General features: G+C 72.3%; 18 protein-coding genes. 8 read left to right on the plus strand and 10 right to left on the minus strand.

The annotated features are described in order from the left end of the window. Positions 1-63: 63 nt before the first annotated feature. The 3 genes from gorA to ABD067_RS01520 form a co-directional block, all read right to left on the minus strand. The gene (gene gorA / locus ABD067_RS01510; RefSeq protein WP_343893366.1) at positions 64-1,443 is read right to left on the minus strand and encodes a glutathione-disulfide reductase; all 1,380 of its coding nucleotides are present in this window, start codon (positions 1,441-1,443) and stop codon (positions 64-66) included. Between the two features lie 83 nt (positions 1,444-1,526). Continuing rightward, positions 1,527-2,759 carry a YeeE/YedE family protein gene (locus ABD067_RS01515; RefSeq protein ID WP_343893367.1) on the minus strand — a complete coding sequence of 411 codons (1,233 nt, stop codon included), beginning with the start codon at positions 2,757-2,759 and terminating at the stop codon, positions 1,527-1,529. A 160-nt stretch (positions 2,760-2,919) separates the two neighbouring features. Then, positions 2,920-4,398: an NAD-dependent succinate-semialdehyde dehydrogenase gene (locus tag ABD067_RS01520; RefSeq protein WP_343893368.1), complete on the minus strand. Its 1,479-nt coding sequence runs from the start codon at positions 4,396-4,398 to the stop codon at positions 2,920-2,922. A gap of 143 nt (positions 4,399-4,541) precedes the next feature. On the opposite strand from ABD067_RS01520, the gene ABD067_RS01525 reads away from it, so the two are divergent. The 8 genes from ABD067_RS01525 to ABD067_RS01560 all read left to right on the plus strand — a co-directional run bounded on the left by ABD067_RS01525 (position 4,542) and on the right by ABD067_RS01560 (position 13,770). Further along, on the plus strand, positions 4,542-5,495 hold the full coding sequence (locus ABD067_RS01525) for a tripartite tricarboxylate transporter substrate binding protein (RefSeq protein ID WP_343893369.1): 954 nt from the start codon (positions 4,542-4,544) through the stop codon (positions 5,493-5,495). Positions 5,496-5,638: 143 nt separating this feature from the next. Then, the gene (locus tag ABD067_RS01530) at positions 5,639-7,255 is read left to right on the plus strand and encodes a flavin-containing monooxygenase (RefSeq protein ID WP_343893370.1); all 1,617 of its coding nucleotides are present in this window, start codon (positions 5,639-5,641) and stop codon (positions 7,253-7,255) included. Between the two features lie 575 nt (positions 7,256-7,830). Continuing rightward, positions 7,831-10,698, plus strand: a complete 2,868-nt coding sequence (locus ABD067_RS01535; protein WP_343893371.1) for a monovalent cation/H+ antiporter subunit A — start codon at positions 7,831-7,833, stop codon at positions 10,696-10,698. 1 nt (position 10,699) lies between these two features. Continuing rightward, positions 10,700-11,071 (plus strand): Na+/H+ antiporter subunit C, encoded by a 372-nt coding sequence (locus tag ABD067_RS01540; RefSeq protein WP_343893372.1) that lies wholly within the window; start codon positions 10,700-10,702, stop codon positions 11,069-11,071. Continuing rightward, complete coding sequence (locus ABD067_RS01545) at positions 11,068-12,615, plus strand: monovalent cation/H+ antiporter subunit D (protein ID WP_343893373.1); 1,548 nt, start codon at positions 11,068-11,070, stop codon at positions 12,613-12,615. The genes ABD067_RS01540 and ABD067_RS01545 overlap by 4 nt, the downstream gene beginning before the upstream one ends. 2 nt (positions 12,616-12,617) lie before the next feature. Then, positions 12,618-13,109: a Na+/H+ antiporter subunit E gene (locus ABD067_RS01550; protein WP_343893374.1), complete on the plus strand. Its 492-nt coding sequence runs from the start codon at positions 12,618-12,620 to the stop codon at positions 13,107-13,109. Next, entirely contained in the window at positions 13,106-13,375 is a 270-nt protein-coding gene (locus ABD067_RS01555; protein WP_343893375.1) for a K+/H+ antiporter subunit F, read from the plus strand. Before ABD067_RS01550 ends, ABD067_RS01555 begins: the two co-directional genes overlap by 4 nt. An 11-nt stretch (positions 13,376-13,386) precedes the next feature. Then, on the plus strand, positions 13,387-13,770 hold the full coding sequence (locus ABD067_RS01560; protein ID WP_343893376.1) for a Na+/H+ antiporter subunit G: 384 nt from the start codon (positions 13,387-13,389) through the stop codon (positions 13,768-13,770). 149 nt (positions 13,771-13,919) lie between these two features. On the opposite strand, the gene glmS is transcribed toward ABD067_RS01560, so the two are convergent. The 7 genes from glmS to ABD067_RS01595 form a co-directional block, all read right to left on the minus strand. Then, complete coding sequence (gene glmS / locus ABD067_RS01565; RefSeq protein WP_343893377.1) at positions 13,920-15,743, minus strand: glutamine--fructose-6-phosphate transaminase (isomerizing); 1,824 nt, start codon at positions 15,741-15,743, stop codon at positions 13,920-13,922. Beyond that, positions 15,743-17,062: a bifunctional UDP-N-acetylglucosamine diphosphorylase/glucosamine-1-phosphate N-acetyltransferase GlmU gene (gene glmU, locus ABD067_RS01570; RefSeq protein WP_343893379.1), complete on the minus strand. Its 1,320-nt coding sequence runs from the start codon at positions 17,060-17,062 to the stop codon at positions 15,743-15,745. Before glmU ends, glmS begins: the two co-directional genes overlap by 1 nt. Before the next feature lie 142 nt (positions 17,063-17,204). Further along, positions 17,205-17,384, minus strand: a complete 180-nt coding sequence (locus tag ABD067_RS01575) for a hypothetical protein (RefSeq protein WP_343893381.1) — start codon at positions 17,382-17,384, stop codon at positions 17,205-17,207. Positions 17,385-17,527: 143 nt separating this feature from the next. Continuing rightward, entirely contained in the window at positions 17,528-18,514 is a 987-nt protein-coding gene (locus ABD067_RS01580) for a Tim44 domain-containing protein (RefSeq protein ID WP_343893382.1), read from the minus strand. A 268-nt stretch (positions 18,515-18,782) separates the two neighbouring features. Next, positions 18,783-19,208, minus strand: coding sequence for a hypothetical protein (locus ABD067_RS01585; protein ID WP_343893384.1), 426 nt, complete (start codon positions 19,206-19,208; stop codon positions 18,783-18,785). Between the two features lie 7 nt (positions 19,209-19,215). Continuing rightward, positions 19,216-20,559 (minus strand): TldD/PmbA family protein, encoded by a 1,344-nt coding sequence (locus ABD067_RS01590; protein ID WP_343893385.1) that lies wholly within the window; start codon positions 20,557-20,559, stop codon positions 19,216-19,218. Between the two features lie 25 nt (positions 20,560-20,584). Then, positions 20,585-21,850: a M16 family metallopeptidase gene (locus ABD067_RS01595; RefSeq protein WP_343893386.1), complete on the minus strand. Its 1,266-nt coding sequence runs from the start codon at positions 21,848-21,850 to the stop codon at positions 20,585-20,587.

The raw sequence follows: 21,850 nt of genomic DNA on the forward strand, positions 1-21,850 counted from the left end.
CACAAGATCGGGCAGCTTAGACCGGAAACGCCCCCGCCGTGGAAGGGCAAACAGCGCCGCCGGTCATTCCGCCGCCGCGCGCACCCCGGCCTCCCGCGTCCGGGTGCGGAGCGTCACGAACTCCTCCGCCGCCGTCGGGTGGATGCCGATGGTGCGGTCGAAGTCCTCCTTGGTGGCCCCCATCGCCACCGCGATGCCGATGCCCTGCATGATCTCGGGCGAGTCCTCGCCCAGCATGTGCGCGCCCAGCACCCGCCGCGTCCGCTGGCACACCACCAGCTTCATCAGCGCCTTCCGCCCCTCGCGCCGGCTGATGCTGTGGCGCATGGGCGTGAAGCGCGTCGTGTAGATGTCCACCGGCCCGAGCGCCGCCGCGTCCGCCTCCGTCATGCCCACCGTGCCGATGGGCGGCGAGGTGAACACCGCGGTCGGCACGTCGCGGTAGCTGGCGCGGCGGGGGGTCTTGCCGAACAGCGTGTCGGCCAGCGCGTGGCCCACCGCCGTCGCCATGGGCGTGAGGTTCAGCTTGTCGGTCACGTCGCCTATGGCGAAGATGTTCGGCACGGTGGTGCGGTGGTCTTCGTCCACCTCGATGGCGCCCATCTCCGTGCATTCCACCCCGGCGGCGTCGCATCCCAAGCCGTGGAGGTTGGGCGCGCGGCCCGTCGCCAGCAGCACCGCGTCCGCCTCGATGCGCGAGCCGTCGTCCAGCGTCACCGCCACCCCGCCCCCGGCGGCGCGGTCCAGGCGCGCGAGTTGCCGCGGCGCGTGCTGCCGGATGCCTTGGGCCGCCAGCGCTTCCTTCAGGGCGGCGCGTATGTCGTTGTCGAATCCGCGCAGAGGCAGCTCGTTCCGGTAAACGATGTCCACCTCCGACCCGAGGCCGTGGAACACGCAGCCGAACTCCAGGCCGATGTACCCGCTGCCCACCACCACCAAGCGGCGCGGCAGCTCTTTGAGGCCGAACACGTCGTCCGAGACCATGCCGAGTTCCGCGCCCGGCACCTCCGGCCGCACCGGCTTGCCGCCCACCGCGATGACGATGCGCTCCGCCGTCACGCGCCGGCCGCCGACCTGCACCGTGTGCGGATCGACCAGCGTCGCCCGCGCTTCGAAAATCGTGCACCCGGCGCCCTGGAGCAGCTTGCCGTAGATGCCGTTCAGCCGCGCCACCTCGGCGTCCCGCGCGGCGGCGAGGCGGGCGAGGTCGAAGCCCGTCCGTTGCGCCGCCCACCCGAAGGCCGGCGCGTCGGCGATCCACTGCCCGTACTCGGCGGCGTTCACCATGATCTTCTTCGGCACGCAGCCGACGTTGACGCAGGTGCCGCCCCAGAACCGCTCCTCCGCGATCGCCACCTTGGCGCCGTGCGTGGCGGAGATGCGGGCGCAACGGACGCCCGCCGAGCCGCCGCCGATGACGAAGAGGTCGTAGTCGTAGGGCATCCGCCGCCTTCCCTCGCACCGGCCGGGGCCGGATCTTTCCTCCCAGTATGCGCCCGGCCGGCCCGGAAGGTAACCTGCGGCCGTCAGCAGCCGGTCTGCCGCGGCAGGCGCTCGACCTCCAAGCCGAAGAGCGGGCGCAGCCGCGTGCCGAGGACGTTGCCGAAGAAGGCCGCGGCCAGCCAAGCCCAGCCGTGCAGGCTGCCGGAGGCGATGCCGGAGAAGTACGCGCCGATGTTGCAGCCGTAAGCGAGGCGCGCGCCGTAGCCGAGCATCAGCCCGCCCACCACCGCCGCCACGGCCGAGCGCAGCGGCACCCGCCAGTTCGGGGCGAAGCGGCCGGCGAGCGCCGCGGCCAGCAGCGCGCCGAGCACGATGCCGAAGTCCATCACCGAGGTGACGTCGGCGAGCACGCTGCCCTCGAGCGCCGCCCGCTGCGCCGGGGCCGACCAGAACGGCCAGCTCGCAGGGTCGAAGCCGATCAGCGCCGCCGCTTTGGAGCCCCAAAGGGCGAAGGCCGAAGTGATCCCCCAGGGCCGCCCGGCGAGCGCCAGGGTGGCGAAGTTCAGCACCGCCAGCGCGACGGCGCCGGCCACCAGCGGCCAGGGACCGCGCAGAAACCGGGCCAATCCGGCGCGCGGCGCGGGACCGGCACCCACCAGCCTCCCATGGCGCCGGCGCTCCAGCACCACGGTGAGACCGGCGACGGCGGCGAAAACAGCGAGGTTCGCGGCGAGCGCCGGCCAAGGTCCCCACTCCTTCACCAACGAGATCGGGGGCAGGTGCGGCAGCGCCGCCCACCAGTGCAGGTGCGCCGCGCCAATGGCCGAACCGGCGATGAAGGCGGCCAAGGTCAGCAGCATCCGCACGGAGCCGCCGCCCACAGTGTAGAGCGTGCCGGAGGCGCAGCCGCCGCCGAGTTGCATGCCGATGCCGAAGAGAAAGGCGCCGAACAGCACCGAAACGCCGGCCGGCGCCACCAACCCTTGCACCGGCTGGCCGAAGAGGGTGCCGGACGCGAGGACCGGGAAGAACAGCGCCGCCGCGACGGCGAGCATGACCATCTGCGCCCGGAGGCCCTCGCCGCGCCGGTCGGCGATGAAGACCCTCCAGGCCGAGGTGAAGCCGAACGCCGCGTGGTAGAGCACCAAGCCGAGCGCGGCCCCGAGCAGGTAGAGGGCCGCTTGGCGCGGGCTGACCGCTTGGCCGATGGCGAAGGCGCCCGCGAGCAACAGGGCGCCGGCGCCGAGGGCGGCCGGGGCGTTGACGGCGCCGCGCGGCGACGGGATTGGGGCAGCGGCGAGTGTTGTTGCGGACATGCGGCGGGCGTCCCCTCAAAGGCGGCAGATGATCGCTGCCGCCGAGATGGCGCCGCCCGCCGGCGATTTCACCAGCGCGACAGGGGCGATCGTTGAAAACCCGCCCTGCCGCTGCTGCATGGCTGAGGTTCCACGTCAACGCGACGTGGAACCTACCGGGTCACGTTCCGATGCCGCCAAGGGCGAGGTATTTGACCTCCAGGTACTCGTCGATCCCGTAATGGCTGCCCTCGCGCCCGAGGCCGCTCTCCTTCACCCCGCCGAACGGCGCCACCTCGGTCGAGATCAGCCCTTCGTTGATGCCGATGATGCCGGCCTCGAGCGCTTCCGCCACGCGGAAAATGCGGCCCACGTCGCGCGCGTAGAAATACGCCGCCAAGCCGAAGGGCGTGTCGTTGGCGAGGCGAACAGCCTCCTCTTCCGTCTTGAAGCGGAACAACGGCGCCACCGGGCCGAAGGTCTCCTCGCGGAACATCATCGCCTCGGGCGGCACGTCGGCCAGCACGGTGGGCTCGTAGAAGTTGCCGCCGCGGCTGTGGCGCTTGCCGCCCGTCACCACCTTCGCGCCGCGCTTGGTGGCGTCCGCCACGTGCTCCTCGACCTTGGCCACGGCGTCGGCGTTGATGAGCGGGCCCTGTGTCACGCCCTCCTCCGTGCCGGGGCCGACCTTCAGCGCCTCCACCGCCGTCTTCAGCTTGGCGGCGAAGGCGTCGTACACGCCGTCCTGCACCAGGATGCGGTTGGCGCACACGCAGGTCTGGCCGGTGTTGCGGTACTTGGACTGCATGGCGCCCTGCACCGCCGCGTCCAGGTCGGCGTCGTCGAACACGATGAAGGGCGCGTTGCCGCCGAGTTCCATCGAGGTCTTCTTGATGGTGGGCGCGCACTGCGCCAGCAGCGTGCGGCCGACGTCCGTGCTGCCGGTGAAGGTCAGCTTGCGCACCAGCGGATTCCCGGTCAGCTCCTTGCCCGTCTCCCCCGAAGGCCCGGTGATGACGTTGCACACGCCGGGCGGCATCCCCGCCCGCTCCGCGAGCACGGCGATCGCCAGCGCCGAGAACGGCGTCTGCGAGGCCGGGCGGATCACGCCGGTGCAGCCGGCGGCCCAGCCCGGCCCGGTCTTGCGGGTGATCATCGCGGCCGGGAAGTTCCAGGGCGTGATCGCGGCGAAGACGCCGATCGGCTCCTTCTGGACGATGATCCGCCGTCCCTTGGCGTTCTGCGGGATGGTGTCGCCGTAGACGCGCTTCCCTTCCTCGGCGAACCATTCGATGAAGCTAGCGGCATAGGCGACCTCGCCCTTGCTCTCGGCCAGCGGCTTGCCTTGTTCGGCGGTCATGATGGCGGCGAGGTCGTCGGCGTTCGCCAGCATGAGGTCGTTGAGCTTGCGGAGGATCGCGGCGCGGTCCTTGGCCAGCATCGCGCGCCAGGCCGGTTGCGCGGCGTGCGCGGCCTCGATCGCGCGGCGCGTCTCTGCGGCGCCCATCGCGGGCACCTCGCCCACCGGCTCGCCGGTGGCGGGGTTGCGGACGGTGAGGGTCTTGCCGCTGTCGGCCTTCACCCACTTGCCGTCGATGAAATTCGCTTGCCGGAACAGCTCGGGGTCCTTGAGCGGCAGCGTCGCGGTCGCGTCCAGCATGGGGCGATCTCCTTCCCGGTGGCCCGGAAGATAGGTCCCGGCCCCACGGCTGTCACCGCGTTGCCCCGCCAACGGCGGTCCGGCTACCCTCCCCGAAACGAAGCGGCGCGGCGGCTGTCCGCGCGGCCGGAGGGAGACCGTCCATGCGCCTCTTGGTGGCCGCCGCGGCTCTGATTGCCGCCTTCCTGCCCGCCGGGCCCGCCCGGGCTTTTCCGGATCGGCCGATCACGGTCGTCCTGCCCTATTCACCGGGCAGCGCGGCGGACGCCTACGCCCGCGCGCTCGGCGACCACATGGCGCGCGCCCTCGGCCAGAACGTGGTGGTGACGAACCGCGACGGCGGCTCCGGCGTGGTCGGGATGCGCTCCGTCGCGGCGAGCCCGCCGGACGGCCACACCCTCGGCCTGACGCCCATGACGGCGATCGTCGTGCAGCCGCACCTCGTCAAGAACCTCGGCATCGGGCCGGAGAGCTTCTCGCCGGTGTGCGGCACGAACGAGAACGTCATCGGCGTCGTGGTGCGCGCCGACAGCCCGGTGCGCGACCTGTCCGCGCTGGTGGCGCTCGGCCGGCAGCGCCAGCTTTCCTTCGGCAGCGCCGGCCCGAACTCCCTGCCGCAGCTCGCCGTGTGGCGCGTCCAGCGCGCCGCAGGGAACCTCGACTTCACCCACATACCCTACCGCGGCGACCCGCCGCACCTGAACGAGCTGCTGGGCGGGCGGCTCGACTTCTCCTCCACGGTGGTCGCCTCCGCGAGCGAGCTGATCGACTCCGGCCGCTTGCGCCTGATCGCCGTGTTCTCGCGCCGCCGCCACCCGGACTACCCGGACGTGCCGACCGCGCGGGAACAGGGCTTCGACGCCGAGCAGTTCAGCCAGGTCGGCATCTACGCGCCCCGCGGCACGCCGGAACCCGTGCTCGACCGCTTGGAAGAGGTGTGCCGCGCCGGGTTGGACGACCCGGCCTTCCGCCGCGTCGCGGCCAGCAGCCGCGTGGTGGTGAACTTCATGCCCAGGGCCGACTTCGCGCGCATGGTGCAGGACGAATTCGCCAACTACGCCCGCATCCTGCGCGACCTGGGCGTGAAGGCGGAGTAGCCGGCCGGGCCGCCCGTCGCGCCGCGGCCGATCCTTGCCGCGCCGGAGCGGAGCTTGAAACGCGCACGGCGAGTCGTTGAGAGTCCTCGGAGGCCCGAAGGGGCCAAGTCCGTTGGCGAAACGAGAACGGATCGGAGGGACGAATGGCGAGCGCAACCCAGGGCCTCGACGCGGTGGTGGTGGGCGCGGGCTTCTCCGGCATGCACATGCTGAAGTCGCTGCGCGACAGGCTGGGGCTGAAGGCCCGCGTTTACGAAGCCGGCGAGACCGTCGGCGGCACGTGGTACTGGAACCGCTACCCGGGGGCGCGCTGCGATTCCGATTCCTACGTCTACTGCTTCACCTGGGACAAGCAGCTCCTGCAAGAGTGGGAGTGGTCCGAGCGCTACCCGGAGCAGCCGGAGATCCTCCGCTACCTCGAGCACGTGGCCGCGCGCCACGACCTGAAGCGCGACATCCAGTTCAACACCCGCGTGACCGGCGCCGAGTTCGACGAGGACGCCAATCTTTGGCGGGTGCGCACGGACAAGGGCGAAGAGGTCGCGGCGCGCTACCTCATCACCGCCGTGGGCACGCTGTCGACCACGAACATCCCGCAGTTCAAGGGTTTGGAGAACTTCAAGGGCAAGTGGTACCACACCAGCCGCTTCCCCAAAGGCGGCGTGGACTTCACCGGCAAGCGCGTGGCGGTGGTCGGCACCGGCGCGACCGGCGTGCAAGCCATCCCGGTGATCGCGCAGCAAGCCAAGCACCTGACGGTGTTCCAGCGCACCGCCAACTACTGCGTGCCGGCGCGCAACGGCAAGGTGGACCCCGAGGTGGTCCAGGCCCGCAAGGCGGAATACGACGCGATCAACAAGCGCGTCCGCGAGTCGCCCTTCGGCCAGGAGCGCTGGCCCATGCCGAAATCCGTGCTCGAAGCCACGCCCGAGGAGCGGGAGCGCGAGTTCGACCGGATGTGGGACGTGGGCGGCTTCGATTTCTGGCTCGCCAACTACCAGGACATGCTCACCGACCGGGAGGCCAACGAGGTCTGCGCCGAGTACCTCCGGCGCAAGATCCGCAGCGCGGTGAAGGACCCGGCGGTCGCCGAAAGGCTCATTCCCAAGGGCCATCCCTACGGCACCAAGCGCCAGCCGCTCGACACCAACTACTTCGAGACCTTCAACAAGGACAACGTGCTCCTGGTGGACGCCAAGACCGACGGCGCCATCGGGGAGGTCACCGAGAAGGGCATCCGCGCGGGCGGCAAGGAGTACGGGTTCGACATCATCGTCTTCGCCACCGGCTTCGACGCCATGACCGGCCCGCTGAAGGCGCTCGGCATCAAGGGGCGCGGCGGCCGCGCGCTGGCGGACGAATGGGCGGACGGGCCGCGCACCTACCTCGGCGTCGCGGTCGCCGGCTTCCCCAACCTGTTCACCATCACCGGCCCGCAGAGCCCGTCGGTGCTGACCAACATGCCGGTGGCGATCGAGCAGCACGTCGAATGGATCACCGACTGCATCGACGCCATGCGGAAGGAGGGCAAGACGCGCATCGAGGCGACGCCCGACGCGCAGGACGCCTGGGTGGCGCACGTCAACGAGGCCATCGGCGGCACGCTCTTCCCGGCTGCCAATTCCTGGTACATGGGCGCCAACATCCCCGGCAAGCCGCGCACCTTCCTGCCCTACCTCGGGCCGGAAGGCGTCGGCGGCTACCGGAAGAAGTGCGACGAGATCGCGGCGAAGGGCTACGAGGGCTTCGGATTGGCGTAGCGCCGCTCGCCGGAACGGACCCGGGGCGGGCCGCGGGCGGCGGCCCCCGCCCGCCCAGGACCGCTGCGCACGAGGGAAACGATGGTCGAGAACCGCTGCTGCCCGCGAGACGTGCGCGGCCCTTGCGGGCTGCGCGACACCGGCGACCTGAGACTGGACGAAGGCGGCGCCAACCGCTCCTTTCCCGAAGCCCGCGCCCGCAATGTCGCTGATGCCTTGATGGCCGCGGGCGTCGCGCCCGGCCGCATCCGCTGCTCGCAACCGCGCGGACCCGCCCCCGCCGGCGCGACGCCTGCGGAGGCCAGGCGGGGGTGCCGTCGCGGCGCCCCCTACCTCTCCGCCGGGCCGGCCCAGGCGCCGGTGAGGGCCGGTGCCGCGCCGGCCACCGGACGCCGGTCTTGTCCAGCAACTCAGAACCGCGGCCGGGACGCGATGTTGAACGTTCCTTCGCCACGCCCCACACCCGGTCGCCCCCTCAGGGGATCGGCGCGGACGCGTGCGCAATCGCTCGCAGGCCGCGGTGCGGCGCAAGCCGTTCTGGCGGGCTGTGAAGGGAGGACGAGCTTGTCGGGAGCATGCTGATCGCCCTTGTTCCCATCCTGCCCTTCCTCGGGGCGGCCATCCTCCCTTGGATGGCGAGGGCCGGCCGGACGTCTTGCGCGCTGGTCGCGGCCAGCGCGACGTCCGCCGCCCTGGCGCTCCTGCTCGCCGCCGCCCCGGCCGTTTACGGGGGGGCGGTCGTCCAAGCGCGGCATGAGTGGGTGCCGCAGATCGGGCTCTCGTTCGGCTTCTTCGTGGACGGCCTGGGCTTCTTCTTCGCGTCGATGATACTCGCCATCGGCTTGCTCGTCATCGCCTACGCCCGCTTCTACCTGTCGCCGAAGGACTCCATCACCCGGTTCTACGCCTACCTGCTGCTCTTCCAGGGGGCGATGGTCGGGATCGTGTTGAGCGACAACATCCTGCTGCTCGCGGTGTTCTGGGAACTGACGAGCCTCAGCTCCTTCCTGCTGATCGGCTTCTGGCGCCATTCGGCCGAGGCGCGCCAGGGCGCGCGCATGGCGCTGGTGGTCACGGGCGGCGGCGGGTTGCTGCTGCTGGCCGGGCTGCTCGTGCTGGGCGGGATCGCCGGATCCTACGAGCTGACCGAGATCCTCGGGCAGGGCGAGCGGGTGAAGGCGTCGCCGCTGTACCCGCTCGCGCTGCTCCTCATCCTGGGCGGGGCCTTCACCAAGTCGGCGCAGTTCCCGTTCCACTTTTGGCTGCCGCACGCCATGGCGGCGCCCACGCCCGTCTCGGCCTACCTGCACTCGGCCACCATGGTGAAGGCGGGCGTGTTCCTCCTGGCGCGCCTCTGGCCGGTGCTCGCCGGCACGGAGGCCTGGTTCCTGGCCGTGTCGTCGGTCGGCCTCGTCACCATGCTGGTGGGCGCCTGGATCGCGCTGTTCAAGGACGACCTGAAGGCCATCCTCGCGTACTCCACGGTGAGCCACCTCGGCCTGATGGTGATGCTGCTGGGCTTCGGCACGCCGTCGGCCGCGCTCGTGGCGGCGTTCCACATCCTGAACCACGCGACGTTCAAGGCGGCGCTGTTCCTGAGCGCCGGCATCGTGGACCACGAGACCGGCACGCGCGACGTCCGCCGCTTGGGCGGCTTGGCGCGGCTGATGCCGATCAGCGCGGCGCTCGCCCTGGTGGCCGCCGCATCCATGGCCGGCCTGCCGTTCTTCAACGGCTACCTGTCCAAGGAGATGATGCTGGAAGAGGCCGCGCGCACCCGGTACCTGGGCCAGGACTGGTTGGTGCCCGCCTTGGCGACGCTGGGCGCGCTGCTGTCGGTGGCCTATTCGGCGCGGCTCGCCATCAAGGTGTACCTGGGGCCGGCCCGGGGCGACTACCCGAAGCCGCCGCACGACCCGCCGGCGGGGATGTGGCTGCCGGTGGCGGCGCTGGTCCTGCCCGTGGTCGCGATCGGCCTGCTCCCGGCTACGTTCGCGGGCCCGGTGGTGGAGCGGACGGCCCTCGCCATCGTCGGCGGCCCGCTCCCGTACCACAGCTTGGCGATCTGGCACGGCTTCACGCCCGCGCTGTTCCTGGGCATCGCCGCCATCCTCGGCGGCTTCGCGGCCTTGGCCTCCCACCGCGCGCTCGACGGCGCGCGCCGCGCGTCGCCGAGGCCCGACGCCAAGCGCGCCTTCGACGCGGCGGTCGCGGGCGCCGTCGCGGCCTGCCGGCGCACGACCGACGCGCTGCAGAACGACTCCCTGCCGCGCTACTTGGCGGCGATCTCCGCCGTGGTCGTCGGCGTCGGGGCGTTCGGGTTCTACACCGGGGCGCACGCGCCCGGCTTCCGCGAGGTCCAGCCGGCCAACCTGCCGGCGCTGGTGTCCTGGGCGGTGCTGCTCGCCGCGTGCGGCGCGGTCGTGCTGACGCACCGCGACAGGCTGCTCACGTTAATCCTGACGAGCGTCGCCGGGCTGGTGGTCTCCTTGGCCTTCGTCCAGTTCTCGGCCCCCGACCTGGCGCTGACCCAGATCTCCGTGGAGGTCGTGTTCACGATCCTCCTGCTGCTCGCGCTCAACCTCCTGCCGAAGGAGACGCCGCCCGAGCCCGCGCGGCTGCTCCGCCGCGCGCGCGACGGCCTCCTCGCCGCCGCGGCCGGCATCGGCGCGGCCGGCCTCGCCTTCGCGGCGATGACGCGGGACGTGCGCTCCATCTCCGAGTACCACCTCGCCCAATCGAAGCCGGGCGGCGGCGGCACCAACGTCGTCAACGTCACGCTCGTGGACTTCCGGGGCTTCGACACCTTCGGCGAGATCATCGTCCTGTGCGTGGCGGCCCTGGCGATCTACGCCCTGCTCGACGGCGCGCTGCGCGGGGAAGCGGCGCGCCGGCTCGCCTCCATGCGCCAGGGCGAGGAGGCGGCCGACGCCCACCCCCTGCTGCTGGTCGTCGCCACGCGGGTGCTGCTGCCGCTGGCGCTCACGGCGGGGGCCTACATCTTCCTGCGCGGCCACAACCAGCCGGGGGGCGGCTTCATCGCCGGCCTCGTGGTCGCCATCGCACTCCTGATGCAATCGATGGCGAGCGGCTACGAGTGGGCGGCGCGGCGCCGGCGGGTGGAGGCGCACACCATGCTGGGCCTCGGCGTGCTGATCGCCGGCCTGACGGGCGCGGCGTCCTTCGCGTTCGGGCGCCCGTTCCTCACCAGCGCCTTCGGCTACTTCCACCTGCCCGTCGTCGGCGAGGTCGAACTCGCCTCCGCCATCGCCTTCGACCTCGGCGTGTTCCTCGCCGTGGTGGGGACGGTGCTGCTGTCCCTGTCGCAGATCTCGCGGGTGCAGGGGCGCGCGGAGCGGAAGCCGGTGCCCGCCGGCCCGACCGACATCCGGCTGCCGCGGCGCGAACAGGTGGCCGAGCCCGCCGCGCAGGGGGGCGATTGAGGTGGAGTACCTCGTCGCCAGCGCCATCGGCGCACTCACCGCCGCCTCCGTCTACCTGTTCCTGCAGGCGCGGAGCTTCCCGGTCGTCGTCGGGCTGACCTTCCTGTCCTACGCGACCAATCTGTTCCTGTTCGCCATGGGCCGGCTGGAGGTGAACAAGCCGCCGATCATCGCCCCGGAGACCTCCGCGTACGCCGACCCGCTGCCGCAGGCGTTGGTGCTCACCGCGATCGTCATCTCCTTCGGGATGACGGCGCTGATCGTCGTGCTCGCCCTGCGCGGATTCCTCGAATCCGGGACGGACCGGGTGGACGGGCCCTTGCCCGCGGACGACGGGCCCGGGCCGGCGGCGGAACGGCCGGCGCGCCGATGAGCGGCGCCTGGATCATCGCGCCGGTCCTGCTGCCGGCGCTGGCCGCGCCCTTCCTGATCCTCGCCCTGCGGCACGACCTCGGGCGGCAGCGCCGGGTGTCGCTGGCGGCCACTTGGCTGCTGCTCCTCGCGGCCGCGGGCCTCTACGCCCTCGCGTCGGACGGCGTCACGCGGCCGTACCTCCTGGGCGACTGGCCGGCGCCCTTCGGCATCGTCCTTGTGCTGGACCGCCTTTCGGCGACGATGGTGCTGCTCGCCGCCGTGCTGGCCGTGGTGGTGGCCCACTACGCGGCGCGCGGCTGGGACGCGGCGGGGCGGCACTTCCACCCGCTGTTCCACTTCCAGCTCATGGGCATCAACGGCGCCTTCCTGACCGGCGACGTCTTCAACCTTTTCGTGTTCTTCGAGGTGATGCTGATCGCCTCCTACGGGCTGCTGCTTCACGGCGGCGGGCCGCGGCGGATCGGGGCGGGTTTCCACTACGTGGCGATCAACCTGGTCGGTTCGACGCTGTTCCTGTTCGCCGTGGGGCTCATCTACGCCGTGACCGGGACGCTCAACATGGCGGACCTCGCGCGCAAGGTCCGCGAGGTGGGCGCGGGCGATGAGGCCTTGCTGCGCACGGGCGCTTCGCTTCTGTTCGTGGTGTTCGCCCTCAAGGCCGCGCTCGTCCCGCTCCACTGGTGGCTGCCCCGGGCCTACGCCGCGGCGCCCGCGCCCGTGGCCGCGCTGTTCGCGGTGATGACCAAGGTGGGCGCCTACTGCATCATCCGGGCGTCCACGCTCATGTTCGGCGTGGAGGGCGGGGCGGCCGCGCAGATCGCCGCCCCGCTGATCGCCCCGGCCGCGCTGGCGACGCTCGTCGTCGGGGCGGCGGGCGTCCTGGCGAGCCGCTCGCTCTCCGACCTGACCTGCTTCGCCATCGTCTGGTCGATGGGGTCGCTGCTGGTCGCGGCGGCGCTGCCCGGCGTGGGCGGCTTGACGGCCGCGCTCTACTACACGCTCCACAGCACCCTGGCCGGCGCCGCCCTGTTCCTCATCGCCGACCTCGTGGCGGCGCGGCGCGGGCGCTGGCGCGACCGCCTCGCGGAGTCGCCCGGCATGGCGCAGGTCTCGTCGGTCGGCGGCGTGTTCTTCCTCGCCGCCATCGCCATGGCGGGCTTGCCGCCGCTTTCGGGCTTCGTGGGCAAGGTCATGATCCTCGACGCGTCCCGGGACGCGCCGGCGGCGGCCTGGATCTGGGCGGTGCTGCTCGGCACGAGCCTCGTGGTCATCGTGGGGTTCGCGCGCGCCGGCAGCCTGCTGTTCTGGAAGAGCGGATCGGCGGCGGGCGACGGCGACGCGCCGGAGAACGGCCCCGCGCGGGGCCGCGCGGGGCCGGTGGCCGCCGCGGCGCTCCTGGTGGCCGGGACGGCGCTGTTGACCGCGTTCGCCGGCCCGGTGACCCGGCATCTGGAAGCCGCCGCGCGGCAGGCGCTCGACCCCGCCTCGTACGTCGGCGCCGTGCTCGGGCCCGTGTCCGAGACGCGGCTTTCCGGGAGGTGACGATGCGGGCGCGCCTGCTGCCCCACCCCGTGCTGAGCGCCTCCCTGGCGGTGCTGTGGCTCTTCCTGGTGAACGACTTCTCGGCCGGCCACGCCGTGCTCGGGGTCCTCCTGGGCGTCGCCGTGCCCTTGGCCACCAGCGTCTACTGGCCTGGCAGCCCGCGGCTGAGGCGCCCGGCGGCGGTGCTGGGCTACGCCGCCGTGGTCCTGGCGGACATCGTCGTGTCCAACGTCGAGGTCGCCTACCTCGTGCTGTTCCGGCGCGGCGAGACGCTCCGTTCGCGCTTCGTGACCGTGCCGCTGGCGCTCAAGAGCCCGGAAGCCGTCGCCGTGCTCGCGGGCACCATCACGCTCACCCCCGGCACCGTCAGCGCGGACCTGTGCGCAGACGGCGGCGCGCTCCTGGTCCACTGCCTCGAAACGGAGGACCCGGACGGCGTCGTCGCGCGGATAAAGGACCGGTACGAGAGCCGGCTCAAGGAGATCTTCGAATGATCGACGCCGCCTGCGTGGTCGCCCTCGTGACCATCGCCGCCGCCATGCTGCTGTGCGTGTACAGGCTGGCGCTGGGGCCGGACATCCTCGACCGTGTGCTCGCGCTCGACACGCTCGTCATCAATTCGATCGGGCTCATCGTCGTGGTCGGGCTGTGGTACCGGAGCACGATGTACTTCGAGGCCGCCCTGCTGTTCGCCATGGTGGGCTTCGTCACCACGGTGGCGTTCTGCAAGTACCTCCTCCGCGGCAACGTCATCGAATAGGGGCGGAAGCGATGCTCACCGAAGCCGTCGTGGCCGCCACGCTCCTGGTCGGCGCCCTCTTCCTGTTCGTGGGTTCGTTCGGGCTTGCGAAGCTCCCGGACCTCATGCGGCGCCTGCACGCGCCGACCAAGGCGACGACGCTGGGGATCGGGGCGTCCCTGGTCGCGTCCATGCTCTACTTCCTCCTGGTCGAGGGCGACCCGTCCGTCCACGAGTTGCTGATCACCGTTTTCCTTTTCCTGACGGCGCCGGTCAGCGCCCAGATGATCTCCAAGGCGCACATGCTGCGCGAGAGGCGCCTCCGCGACGCCCTGCCCGGCACGGGCCGTGCCGTCGGCTGGGCGACGCTCGACCCGGCGCGGGCGGACAAGCGGGCGGAAACGGCGGAGCGCTGAACCGCTCGGGCAGGCCGCCAAGTCCCCGGCGCGCGTGACGCCGGCCGAGTCCGAGCGGCGCACGGGGGGCGGGGCCGGCTGGCGAAGCGCGGGCGCAATTGGCGACACCCCATTGGGGGCGGACGTGATCGGGGCGGCGGAAGGCGCCGCTACTCCACCGTGACGCTCTTGGCCAGGTTGCGCGGCTGGTCCACGTCGGTGCCCTTCAGCACCGCCACGTGATAGGCCAGGAGCTGCACGGGAATCGCGTGAAGTATGGGCGCTGCGAAGGCGCACGCGTGCGGCAGCTCCACCACCCGTTCGGCGAAGCGGCGCAGCGCCGGCGCCCCTTCCGCGTCGGTGAAGGCCATGATGCGGCCGCCCCGCGCCGCCGCCTCTTGCAGGTTGCTCATCGTCTTCTCGAACAGCGGCCCGGACGGGCACAGCGCCACCACCGGCACGTCGGAGTCGACCAGCGCGATCGGGCCGTGCTTCATCTCGCCGGCGGCGTAGCCCTCGGCGTGGATGTAGCTGATCTCCTTCAGCTTCAACGCGCCTTCCAGCGCGATCGGGTACAGCGGCCCGCGCCCGAGGAACAGCACGTCCCGCGCCTTGGCCACCTCGGCGGCCAGCTCCCGGATCTCGGCGTCGCGCTCCAGGATGGCGGCGGCGTTGCCCGGCACCTCCAGCAGCGCCTGCGTCAACCGGCCCTCGTCGAGCGTGCTCAGCTCCCGCCGTGCCCGGCCGAAGCCGATCGCCAGGCAGGCCAGCACCGCGAGCTGCGCGGTGAAGGCCTTGGTCGAGGCGACGCCGATCTCCGGGCCGGCGACGGTCAGGAGCGCGCCGTCGCTCTCGCGCGCCATGGAGCTTTCCGGCACGTTCACCACTGCCAACACGCGCTGCCCGCCGGCGCGGAGGAGCTGGAGGGCGGCCATGGTGTCCGCGGTCTCGCCGCTCTGGCTGACCAGGATGGCGCCGCCGCCCTCGGCCAACGGCGGGTCGCGGTAGCGCAGCTCGCTGGCGACATCCGCGTCCACCGGCAAGCGCGCCAGCCCTTCGATCCAGTAGCGGCCGACCAGCCCGGCGAGGAAGGCGCTGCCGCAGGCGCTGATCGTCAGGCGCGGCAGGCGCGCCGGGTCGAACGGCAGGCGCGGCAGCCGCACCTCCAGGGTCTTGGGGTCGAGGTACTGCCGGAGCGTGTCGCCCAGCACGGCCGGGTGCTCGTGCAGCTCCTTTTCCATGAAATGCCGGTAGTTGCCCTTGCCCGTCACGGCGCCGGTCAACGCGGTGACGCGGACGGCGCGCTCCACCGGCCGGCCCTGCGCGTCGTGGAACCGCGCCCCGTCGTCCGTCACCACCGCCCAGTCGCCCTCTTCGAGGTAGGCGATGCGGCGCGTCAGAGGCGCCAGGGCGAGCGCGTCGGAGCCCACGAACATCTCGCCTTCACCGTAGCCGACCGCGAGCGGCGCCCCCTGCCGCGCGGCCATCAGGGTTCTCGGGTGCCCGGCGAACACCGCGGCCAGGGCGAAGGCGCCGTGCACCCGCTTGAGCGCCGCGGCGAAGGCCTCTTCCGGCGCTTGGCCGCGCGCGAGGTGCCGGTCGACCAGCCGCACGAAGGTTTCGGTGTCGGTCTCCGTCTCGAACTCGGCGCCCTCGGCCTCCATCTCGGCGCGCAGCTCGGCGTGGTTCTCGATGATGCCGTTGTGGACCACGCTGACGCGGCGCGTGCTGTGCGGGTGGGCGTTGCGCTCCGTCGGCGCGCCGTGGGTCGCCCAGCGGGTGTGGCCGATGCCGGTGGTGCCGGGCAGCGGGTCGCGCTCCAGCGTCGCGGCGAGGTTGCCGAGCTTGCCCTCCGCCCGTCGCCGCTCGATGCGGCCGTCGACCAGCGTGGCTATGCCCGCGCTGTCGTAGCCGCGGTATTCGAGCCGGCGCAGCGCCTCCAGCAGCAGCGGCGCGGCTTCGCCCCGGCCGACCACGCCCACGATCCCGCACATTACGCGCCGCTCCCCTTCGCCGCCTTCGGCTTCACGCCCCGGCCCGGCTTGTTCACCTGCCGCCCGCGCGCGAGCGCCATGGCGTCGTCCGGCACATCCTCCGTCACCACGCTGCCCGCCGCCACCAGGGCCCGCGCGCCGACCCGCACGGGCGCGACCAGAGCGGTGTCGCTGCCGATGAAGGCGTTCTCGCCGATCTCGGTGCGGTGCTTGCTGGCGCCGTCGTAGTTGCAGGTGATGGTCCCGGCGCCGATGTTGGCGCCGGCGCCCACTACGGCGTCGCCGAGGTAGGACAGGTGGCCGGCCTTGGCGCCTTCGCCGAGCAGCGCGGCCTTGATCTCCACGAAGTTGCCGACATGCGCCCGCGGCCCGACCTCCGTCCCCGGCCGCAGCCGGGCGAAGGGGCCGATGGTGGCGCCGCTTCGGACGGTGCAGCCGGCGAGGTGGCTGAAGGCGTGGATCTCGGCCCCATCCTCCACCACCACGCCCGGGCCGAAGACCACGTTCGGCCCCACGGTGACGTCCTGGCCGAGCCGGGTGTCCCAGGACAGGAACACCGTCTCGGGCGCGGCGAGGGTGGCGCCGCCTTCCAGCGCCGCCGCGCGCAGCGCCGCCTGGGCCGTGGCTTCCGCCTGCGCCAGCTCGGCCCGGCTGTTGATGCCGCGTAGTTCCGCTTCGGGCGCCTCCTCGGCGACCACGCGCTCGCCGTCGGCGCGGGCGAGGGCGACCGCGTCCGTCAGGTAGTATTCGCCCTTGCTGTTGTGGTTGCGGAGCGCGCGCAGCCAGCGCAGCAGGCTGGCGGCCGGGGCGCAGACCACGCCGGCGTTGCAGAGGCCGATGCCGCGCTCGGCCGCGTCAGCGTCCGCCCATTCCACCACCCGGAGCACGTCGCCTGACGGCCCCCGCACCACCCGGCCGTAGCGTCCGGGGTCCGCCGGCCGCATGGCCAGCAGGGCGAGGCCGGCCTCGGCGCGGCGGGCCAGGAGGCGGCGCAGGGTGTCGGCGGAGATCAAAGGGTTGTCGGCGTAGAGCACCGCTGCTGTGCCGTCGAAGCCTTCCAGCAGCGGTGCCGCCTGGAGGGCGGCGTGGCCGGTGCCGAGCCGCTCGGCCTGGACCACCGTGGGGTGAGGCGCCGCGGCGCGTTCCAGGGCCTCCATGCCGGGCCCGACCACCACCACGATGCGGTCGAAGGCCGCTTCGCAAGCGGCGATCAGGTGGTTCAGCATGGGCCGGCCGGCGATGGGGTGGAGCGCCTTGGGCAACGAAGAACGCATCCGGGTGCCGAGCCCGGCGGCGAGGATGATGGCGGCGGCTGGCATCCCGCTTCGGTATCCGCTGCGCCCCGCCGGCGGCAAGTCTGGCCGGGCGGTCAGAAGGTTCATCTCGTGTTGCCGGATGTGACGGTGGCGAGGGTGGGAGGGGAGCCGCCTCGATTCCTTGCTGTGGTACTTGCCCCGGCGCTCAGCCTTGGTGGCGGAGCGCGATGACCGCCGCCGCGAGCCCGCTCAGCAGCGACGTGAGGCCGAAGGCCGGCGCGGCCAGCAGGGCCGGCGTGGCGAGGGTGGCGGTGCCGAGGGCCAGTCCGACGGCCCCGAACCCCGCGATGGCGGCGAACACGGCCAAGAAGCACAGGGGCAGCATTGCGAAATCCTCATGACAAATCGGACACGATACGTTGCGCCACGATCTTGCCATGATGTGGGGGCGGATTGCCACAATTACGATGCCGCCGTCCTCACCTCCCGGCGAGGACGGCGGCACAGCCCCTGACAGGGAACTGGTTTTCAGGCGTTGGCGGTTTGCTGGACGGCCGAGAGCAGCCAAGGGCCGCCTTGAGTCCGCGTGAAGGTCCAAAGCTCGACCGCCTCGGTGCGACGGTCGGGGTGGCCCTCCACCACCGCGCCGTCCGACAGGCTCCGGGTCACGTCCACCAGGGAGAAGCGCATGGCAACGGTGGCGTATTCGCGCTCGCCTTCGCGCCACGCTTCGGACAAATCGCCCTGCTCCAGCTTCACGTCGCGGGTCTCGTTGCGCCAGCCGCGGGCTTCCAGGTCGGAAAGGTCGCGGCGGAAGTAGCCGGCCATTTCCGGCGTGGACAAGCGCTGCAAGGCCGTGAGGTCCTGACGCGACCAAGCCGCGTTGACGTCCTTCAGGTTGCGCTCGAACGCCTCGAAGTCGCCTTGGGTGAGCGCGACCGGCGCGCCGGCCGGCGCGCCGCCCGATCCGGAGCGGAGCGCGTGGCCGGGTCCGCTTTGCATCTCCCGCGCCATCGCGCCGCGCGGCGCGGCGCCGGCCATCGCGGGCTGCCCGGCCGGCAACGACCGCCGGCGCAGGAAGCCCACCACCAGCCACACCAAGCCGGCGATCAGAGCGATCTGGAGCAGGAAACCAAGGAAGGACGCGAAGCCGGTGAAGCCGCCGAACAGCCCGTGGCCGAACAGCAAACCGCCGAGGCCCACGCCGATCAAGCCGCCCATCATGCCCGCCATGAAAGGCGAGCGGGAAAAGAAGCCGCCGGCCGGGTTGGGCTGGCCGATGGGCGTGCGCTGGCCCTGCTGGGCGACGGCGCCGCCGCGGCCCGGCTCGGTCATGGTCCGGTCGAATTGGCGGGTCTGGCCGGGGGACGTGCTGGTGCTCGGCGGTGCCGAGTAGGTGCGGGCGCCGCGGCTGCCGGACGACGCGCCGCCGCCCGGCCGGGCATCGGCCAGGGCCGGGGCGAGCGCCAGGGCCGCGGCCGCGATGGCGGTCAGGACGAAAGAGGGGCGACGCATTCTCGGGTCTCCACCGGGTTATGAGTTACCGATGATATAGGAAGCCGCCCCGCAATTGCGACGCCAACCCGGCAGGGGCGCCAAGCCGGTTGGAAGCCGTTCCCCGGACCGCGGCGCCCTCCCTTTCAGGTTCCGAGGCTTTGTCAGTCGCGCTGGGGCCGACGACCTCGCGGCCACCGATCGCGCGGTGCCCAAGTGGGCGGCGGGCGAGCGCTACCCGGCGGCGCAGCTAGGGCACCTAGGCGGCGGCGCGCGCCGGCCTGAGCTATCAGCGGTGCTCGGCCGGCACCGCCAGGTTGTTCGCCGGATTGGTGTCGTGCCTGGTCATGCGCGTGACCGGGCCGCCGCCGACGAGGGGCCGCAACGCCGCTTCGAGCGCGTCCGCGGCCTCCTTCGCGTAAATCTCCTGGCCGGCGACGCGCACGGCGAAGGCCTTTTCGTGCTTCGAACGCTTCTCGGCGTCTTCGAGCGTCGCCTTGGTCCACCTGTAGAGCGGGAACTCCTCCGGGCCTTCCTTCTCTGCCTCGGCGACGTAGCCCTCGAACGAGTCGAGCTGGCTGACCAGCGTCGCGCGGTGCTCCTCCAAGATGTCCAGCAGGGGGCGGAGCGCCGGGGCCCCGCCGCCCGAGCGCGCAGCGTCGGCCGCCTCGTCCGTCAGATAGACCCGGATCTGGTATTGCCATTCCGCGCCCATGTGCGCCTCAAGCCCCCGCCACCGTCAGCCCCTCGACCCGCACCGTCGGCGCGTCGGTGCCGCGCTTGAACACCAGGTCGTCGGCCGGGTGCAGGTTGAGCAGCATGTCCTTCAGGTTGCCGGCGATGGTGATCTCGCTGACCGGCTCGGCGAGCGCGCCGTCGCGGATCATGAAGCCGGCGGCGCCGCGGCTGTAGTCGCCGGTGAGGCCGTTCACGCCCATGCCGATCAGCTCCGTGACGTAAAGCCCTTCGCGGATGTCCGACATCAAGGCTTCCGGCGTCACGGCGCCGGGTTCCAGCCAGAGGTTGGTGGGCGACGGCGAGGGCGGGCCGCCGGTGCCGCGGCTGGCGTGGCCGGTGCTGGCCATGTTGAGCTGGCGGGCGCTGCGCCAGTCCAGGATCCAAGTGGTGAGGACGCCGTCCTCGACGATGGCGCGGCGCTCGCCCTTCATGCCTTCGCCGTCGAAGGGCTTGCTGCGGAGGCCGCGGCGGCGCGTCGGGTCGTCCACCACCGTGAGGCCGGCGGGCAGCACGCGCTGGCCGAGCTTGTCCTTGAGGAAGGAGGTGCCGCGCGCGACCGCCGCGCCGTTGATTGCGCCGGCGAGGTGGCCGAGCAGGGAGCCGGCCACGCGCGGGTCGTACACCACCGGCAGCTTCGCCGTCTTGGGGCGGCGCGGGTTGAGGCGCGTGACCGCGCGTTCGCCAGCGCGGCGGCCGAGCGCGGCGGCGTCTTCCAGGTCGGAGAGGTGGACGGCGTAGGAGTAGTCGTAATCCCGCTCCATCGCCGTGCCCTGCCCGGCGAGGGCGGTGACGGAAATGGAGTGGCTGGTGCGCCGGTACTCGCCGGCGAAGCCGTTGCTGGCGGCCAGCGCGATCGTGGTGCGGCCGAAGCCGGCCTCGGCGCCTTCGGAGTTGTTCACGCCGGACACGGCCAGCGCCGCCTCCTCGGCGGCGGCGGCGCGCGCCGCCAGGGCGTCGGCGTCCGGCTCGGCGGTGTCGTCGAACAGGTCGAAGTCCACCGAAACCAGCCCGTCCGGCACGTCCGCCAGGCCGCCGAACGGGTCTTCAGGCACGGCGCGGGCCATCGCCACCGCGCGCTCGGCGAGGGACGCGAAGCCGGCGGGCGAGGGGTCGGTGGAGGAGACGATGGCTTGGCGCAGCTTGCCGCCCTCGCCGACGAAGACGCGCAGGCCGAGGTCGAAGCCCTCCGCGCGCTCGATCTGCTCGGTCTTGCCGAGGCGGCGCTGCACGGAGAGCGAGGCGGCGTTGACGAGGATGGCGTCCGCCGCGTCGGCGCCGGCCTTGCGCGCGGCCTCCACCAGCGCCTGGAGCGTGTCGGGGTTGTTCATCGGCGCACCTCCGGTGCGACGCCGCTCATGCCGCGAGCGCCTCGGCGATGGCGGGCACGGCCGGCACCTTGCCGGCGGGGCCGAGGGCGGCCAGCGTCGGCGCAGCGCGGAAGGCCGCGGCGGCGGCCTGCTGCACCTGCTCGACCGTGACGGCGGCGATCTTGGCCTTGGTCTCCTCCACCGGGATGACGCGGCCGTGGACGCGGAGCTGGGAGGCGAGTTGCTCGGCGCGGCTGCCGGTGCTCTCCAGCGACATCAGCAGGCCGGCGCGGAGCTGCGCCTTGGCGCGGTTCAGCTCGTCCTGCGTGACGTCGCGCTGCACGCGGCGCAGCTCTTCGAGGGTGACGGGCACCAGTTCCGCCGCTTCCGCCTCGCCGGTGCCGGCGTAAATGGCAAAGAGGCCGCTGTCCCGGAACGGGTGGGCGAAGGAGTAGATGGAGTAGACCAGGCCGCGCCGCTCCCGGATCTCCTGGAACAGGCGCGAGGACATGCCGCCGCCGAGCAGCGTGGAGAGCAGCATGGTCGGGTAGTAGAGCGGCGCGCCGTAGGGGACGGAGGGGAAGCCGAGCACGATGTGGACCTGGTCCAAGTCGCGCTCCTCTCGGAACTCGCCGCCGCCGTAACGGGCGGCTTCCGGCGGGGGTGGGGCCACTTCCGGCATGTCTTCGAAGTGGCGCTGCACCAAGTCGAGCAGGCGGTCGTGGTCCAGCGCGCCGGCGGCGGCGACCACCATTCGCTCCGGCCCGTAGTGGCGGCGCATGTAGCCGGTCAGCGCCTCGCGCTTCATGGCGCCGATGACCTCCTCGGTGCCGAGGGTCGGGCGGCCCATCGGCTGCTTGGGGAAGGCGGTGGCCTGGAAGTGGTCGAAGATGATGTCGTCCGGCGTGTCGTTCGCTTGGCCGATTTCCTGGAGGATCACGCCGCGCTCGCGCTCCAGCTCCTCTGGCGCGAAGGTGGAGTGGGTGAGGATGTCGCCGATGATGTCGGCGGCGAGCGGCAGGTCCTCCTTCAGCACCTTGCAGTAGTAGGCGGTCTGCTCGCGCGCGGTGTAGGCGTTGAGGTGGCCGCCGACGTTCTCGATCTCGCGGGCGATGGCGGCGGCGTCGCGCTTCTCCGTGCCCTTGAAGGCCATGTGCTCCAGGAAGTGGGAGACGCCGTTCTCCTCCGCCGTCTCGTCGCGGGTGCCGGCGGCGACGTAGGCGCCGAAGGACACGGTTTCGACCCGGGGCATGGTTTCGGACACGACGGTCAGGCCGTTGGGCAGGCGGGTCACGCGGACGGCTTCGGACAT

Origin of the sequence: Craurococcus roseus (genome assembly GCF_039523795.1) — a bacterium.
In the GTDB taxonomy this organism is placed as follows: Bacteria; Pseudomonadota; Alphaproteobacteria; order Acetobacterales; family Acetobacteraceae; genus Craurococcus; species Craurococcus roseus.

Bases quoted from the DNA above. Each gene is read 5' to 3' on its own strand.
- gorA (WP_343893366.1), bottom strand. From the start codon at position 1,443: ATGCCCTACGACTACGACCTCTTCGTCATCGGCGGCGGCTCGGCGGGC.
- ABD067_RS01515 (WP_343893367.1), bottom strand. From the start codon at position 2,759: ATGTCCGCAACAACACTCGCCGCTGCCCCAATCCCGTCGCCGCGCGGC.
- ABD067_RS01520 (WP_343893368.1), bottom strand. From the start codon at position 4,398: ATGCTGGACGCGACCGCGACGCTGCCGCTCAAGGACCCCGAGCTGTTC.
- ABD067_RS01525 (WP_343893369.1), top strand. From the start codon at position 4,542: ATGCGCCTCTTGGTGGCCGCCGCGGCTCTGATTGCCGCCTTCCTGCCC.
- ABD067_RS01530 (WP_343893370.1), top strand. From the start codon at position 5,639: ATGGCGAGCGCAACCCAGGGCCTCGACGCGGTGGTGGTGGGCGCGGGC.
- ABD067_RS01535 (WP_343893371.1), top strand. From the start codon at position 7,831: ATGCTGATCGCCCTTGTTCCCATCCTGCCCTTCCTCGGGGCGGCCATC.
- ABD067_RS01545 (WP_343893373.1), top strand. From the start codon at position 11,068: ATGAGCGGCGCCTGGATCATCGCGCCGGTCCTGCTGCCGGCGCTGGCC.
- ABD067_RS01550 (WP_343893374.1), top strand. From the start codon at position 12,618: ATGCGGGCGCGCCTGCTGCCCCACCCCGTGCTGAGCGCCTCCCTGGCG.
- ABD067_RS01555 (WP_343893375.1), top strand. From the start codon at position 13,106: ATGATCGACGCCGCCTGCGTGGTCGCCCTCGTGACCATCGCCGCCGCC.
- ABD067_RS01560 (WP_343893376.1), top strand. From the start codon at position 13,387: ATGCTCACCGAAGCCGTCGTGGCCGCCACGCTCCTGGTCGGCGCCCTC.
- glmS (WP_343893377.1), bottom strand. From the start codon at position 15,743: ATGTGCGGGATCGTGGGCGTGGTCGGCCGGGGCGAAGCCGCGCCGCTG.
- glmU (WP_343893379.1), bottom strand. From the start codon at position 17,062: ATGCCAGCCGCCGCCATCATCCTCGCCGCCGGGCTCGGCACCCGGATG.
- ABD067_RS01575 (WP_343893381.1), bottom strand. From the start codon at position 17,384: ATGCTGCCCCTGTGCTTCTTGGCCGTGTTCGCCGCCATCGCGGGGTTC.
- ABD067_RS01580 (WP_343893382.1), bottom strand. From the start codon at position 18,514: ATGCGTCGCCCCTCTTTCGTCCTGACCGCCATCGCGGCCGCGGCCCTG.
- ABD067_RS01585 (WP_343893384.1), bottom strand. From the start codon at position 19,208: ATGGGCGCGGAATGGCAATACCAGATCCGGGTCTATCTGACGGACGAG.
- ABD067_RS01590 (WP_343893385.1), bottom strand. From the start codon at position 20,559: ATGAACAACCCCGACACGCTCCAGGCGCTGGTGGAGGCCGCGCGCAAG.
- ABD067_RS01595 (WP_343893386.1), bottom strand. From the start codon at position 21,850: ATGTCCGAAGCCGTCCGCGTGACCCGCCTGCCCAACGGCCTGACCGTC.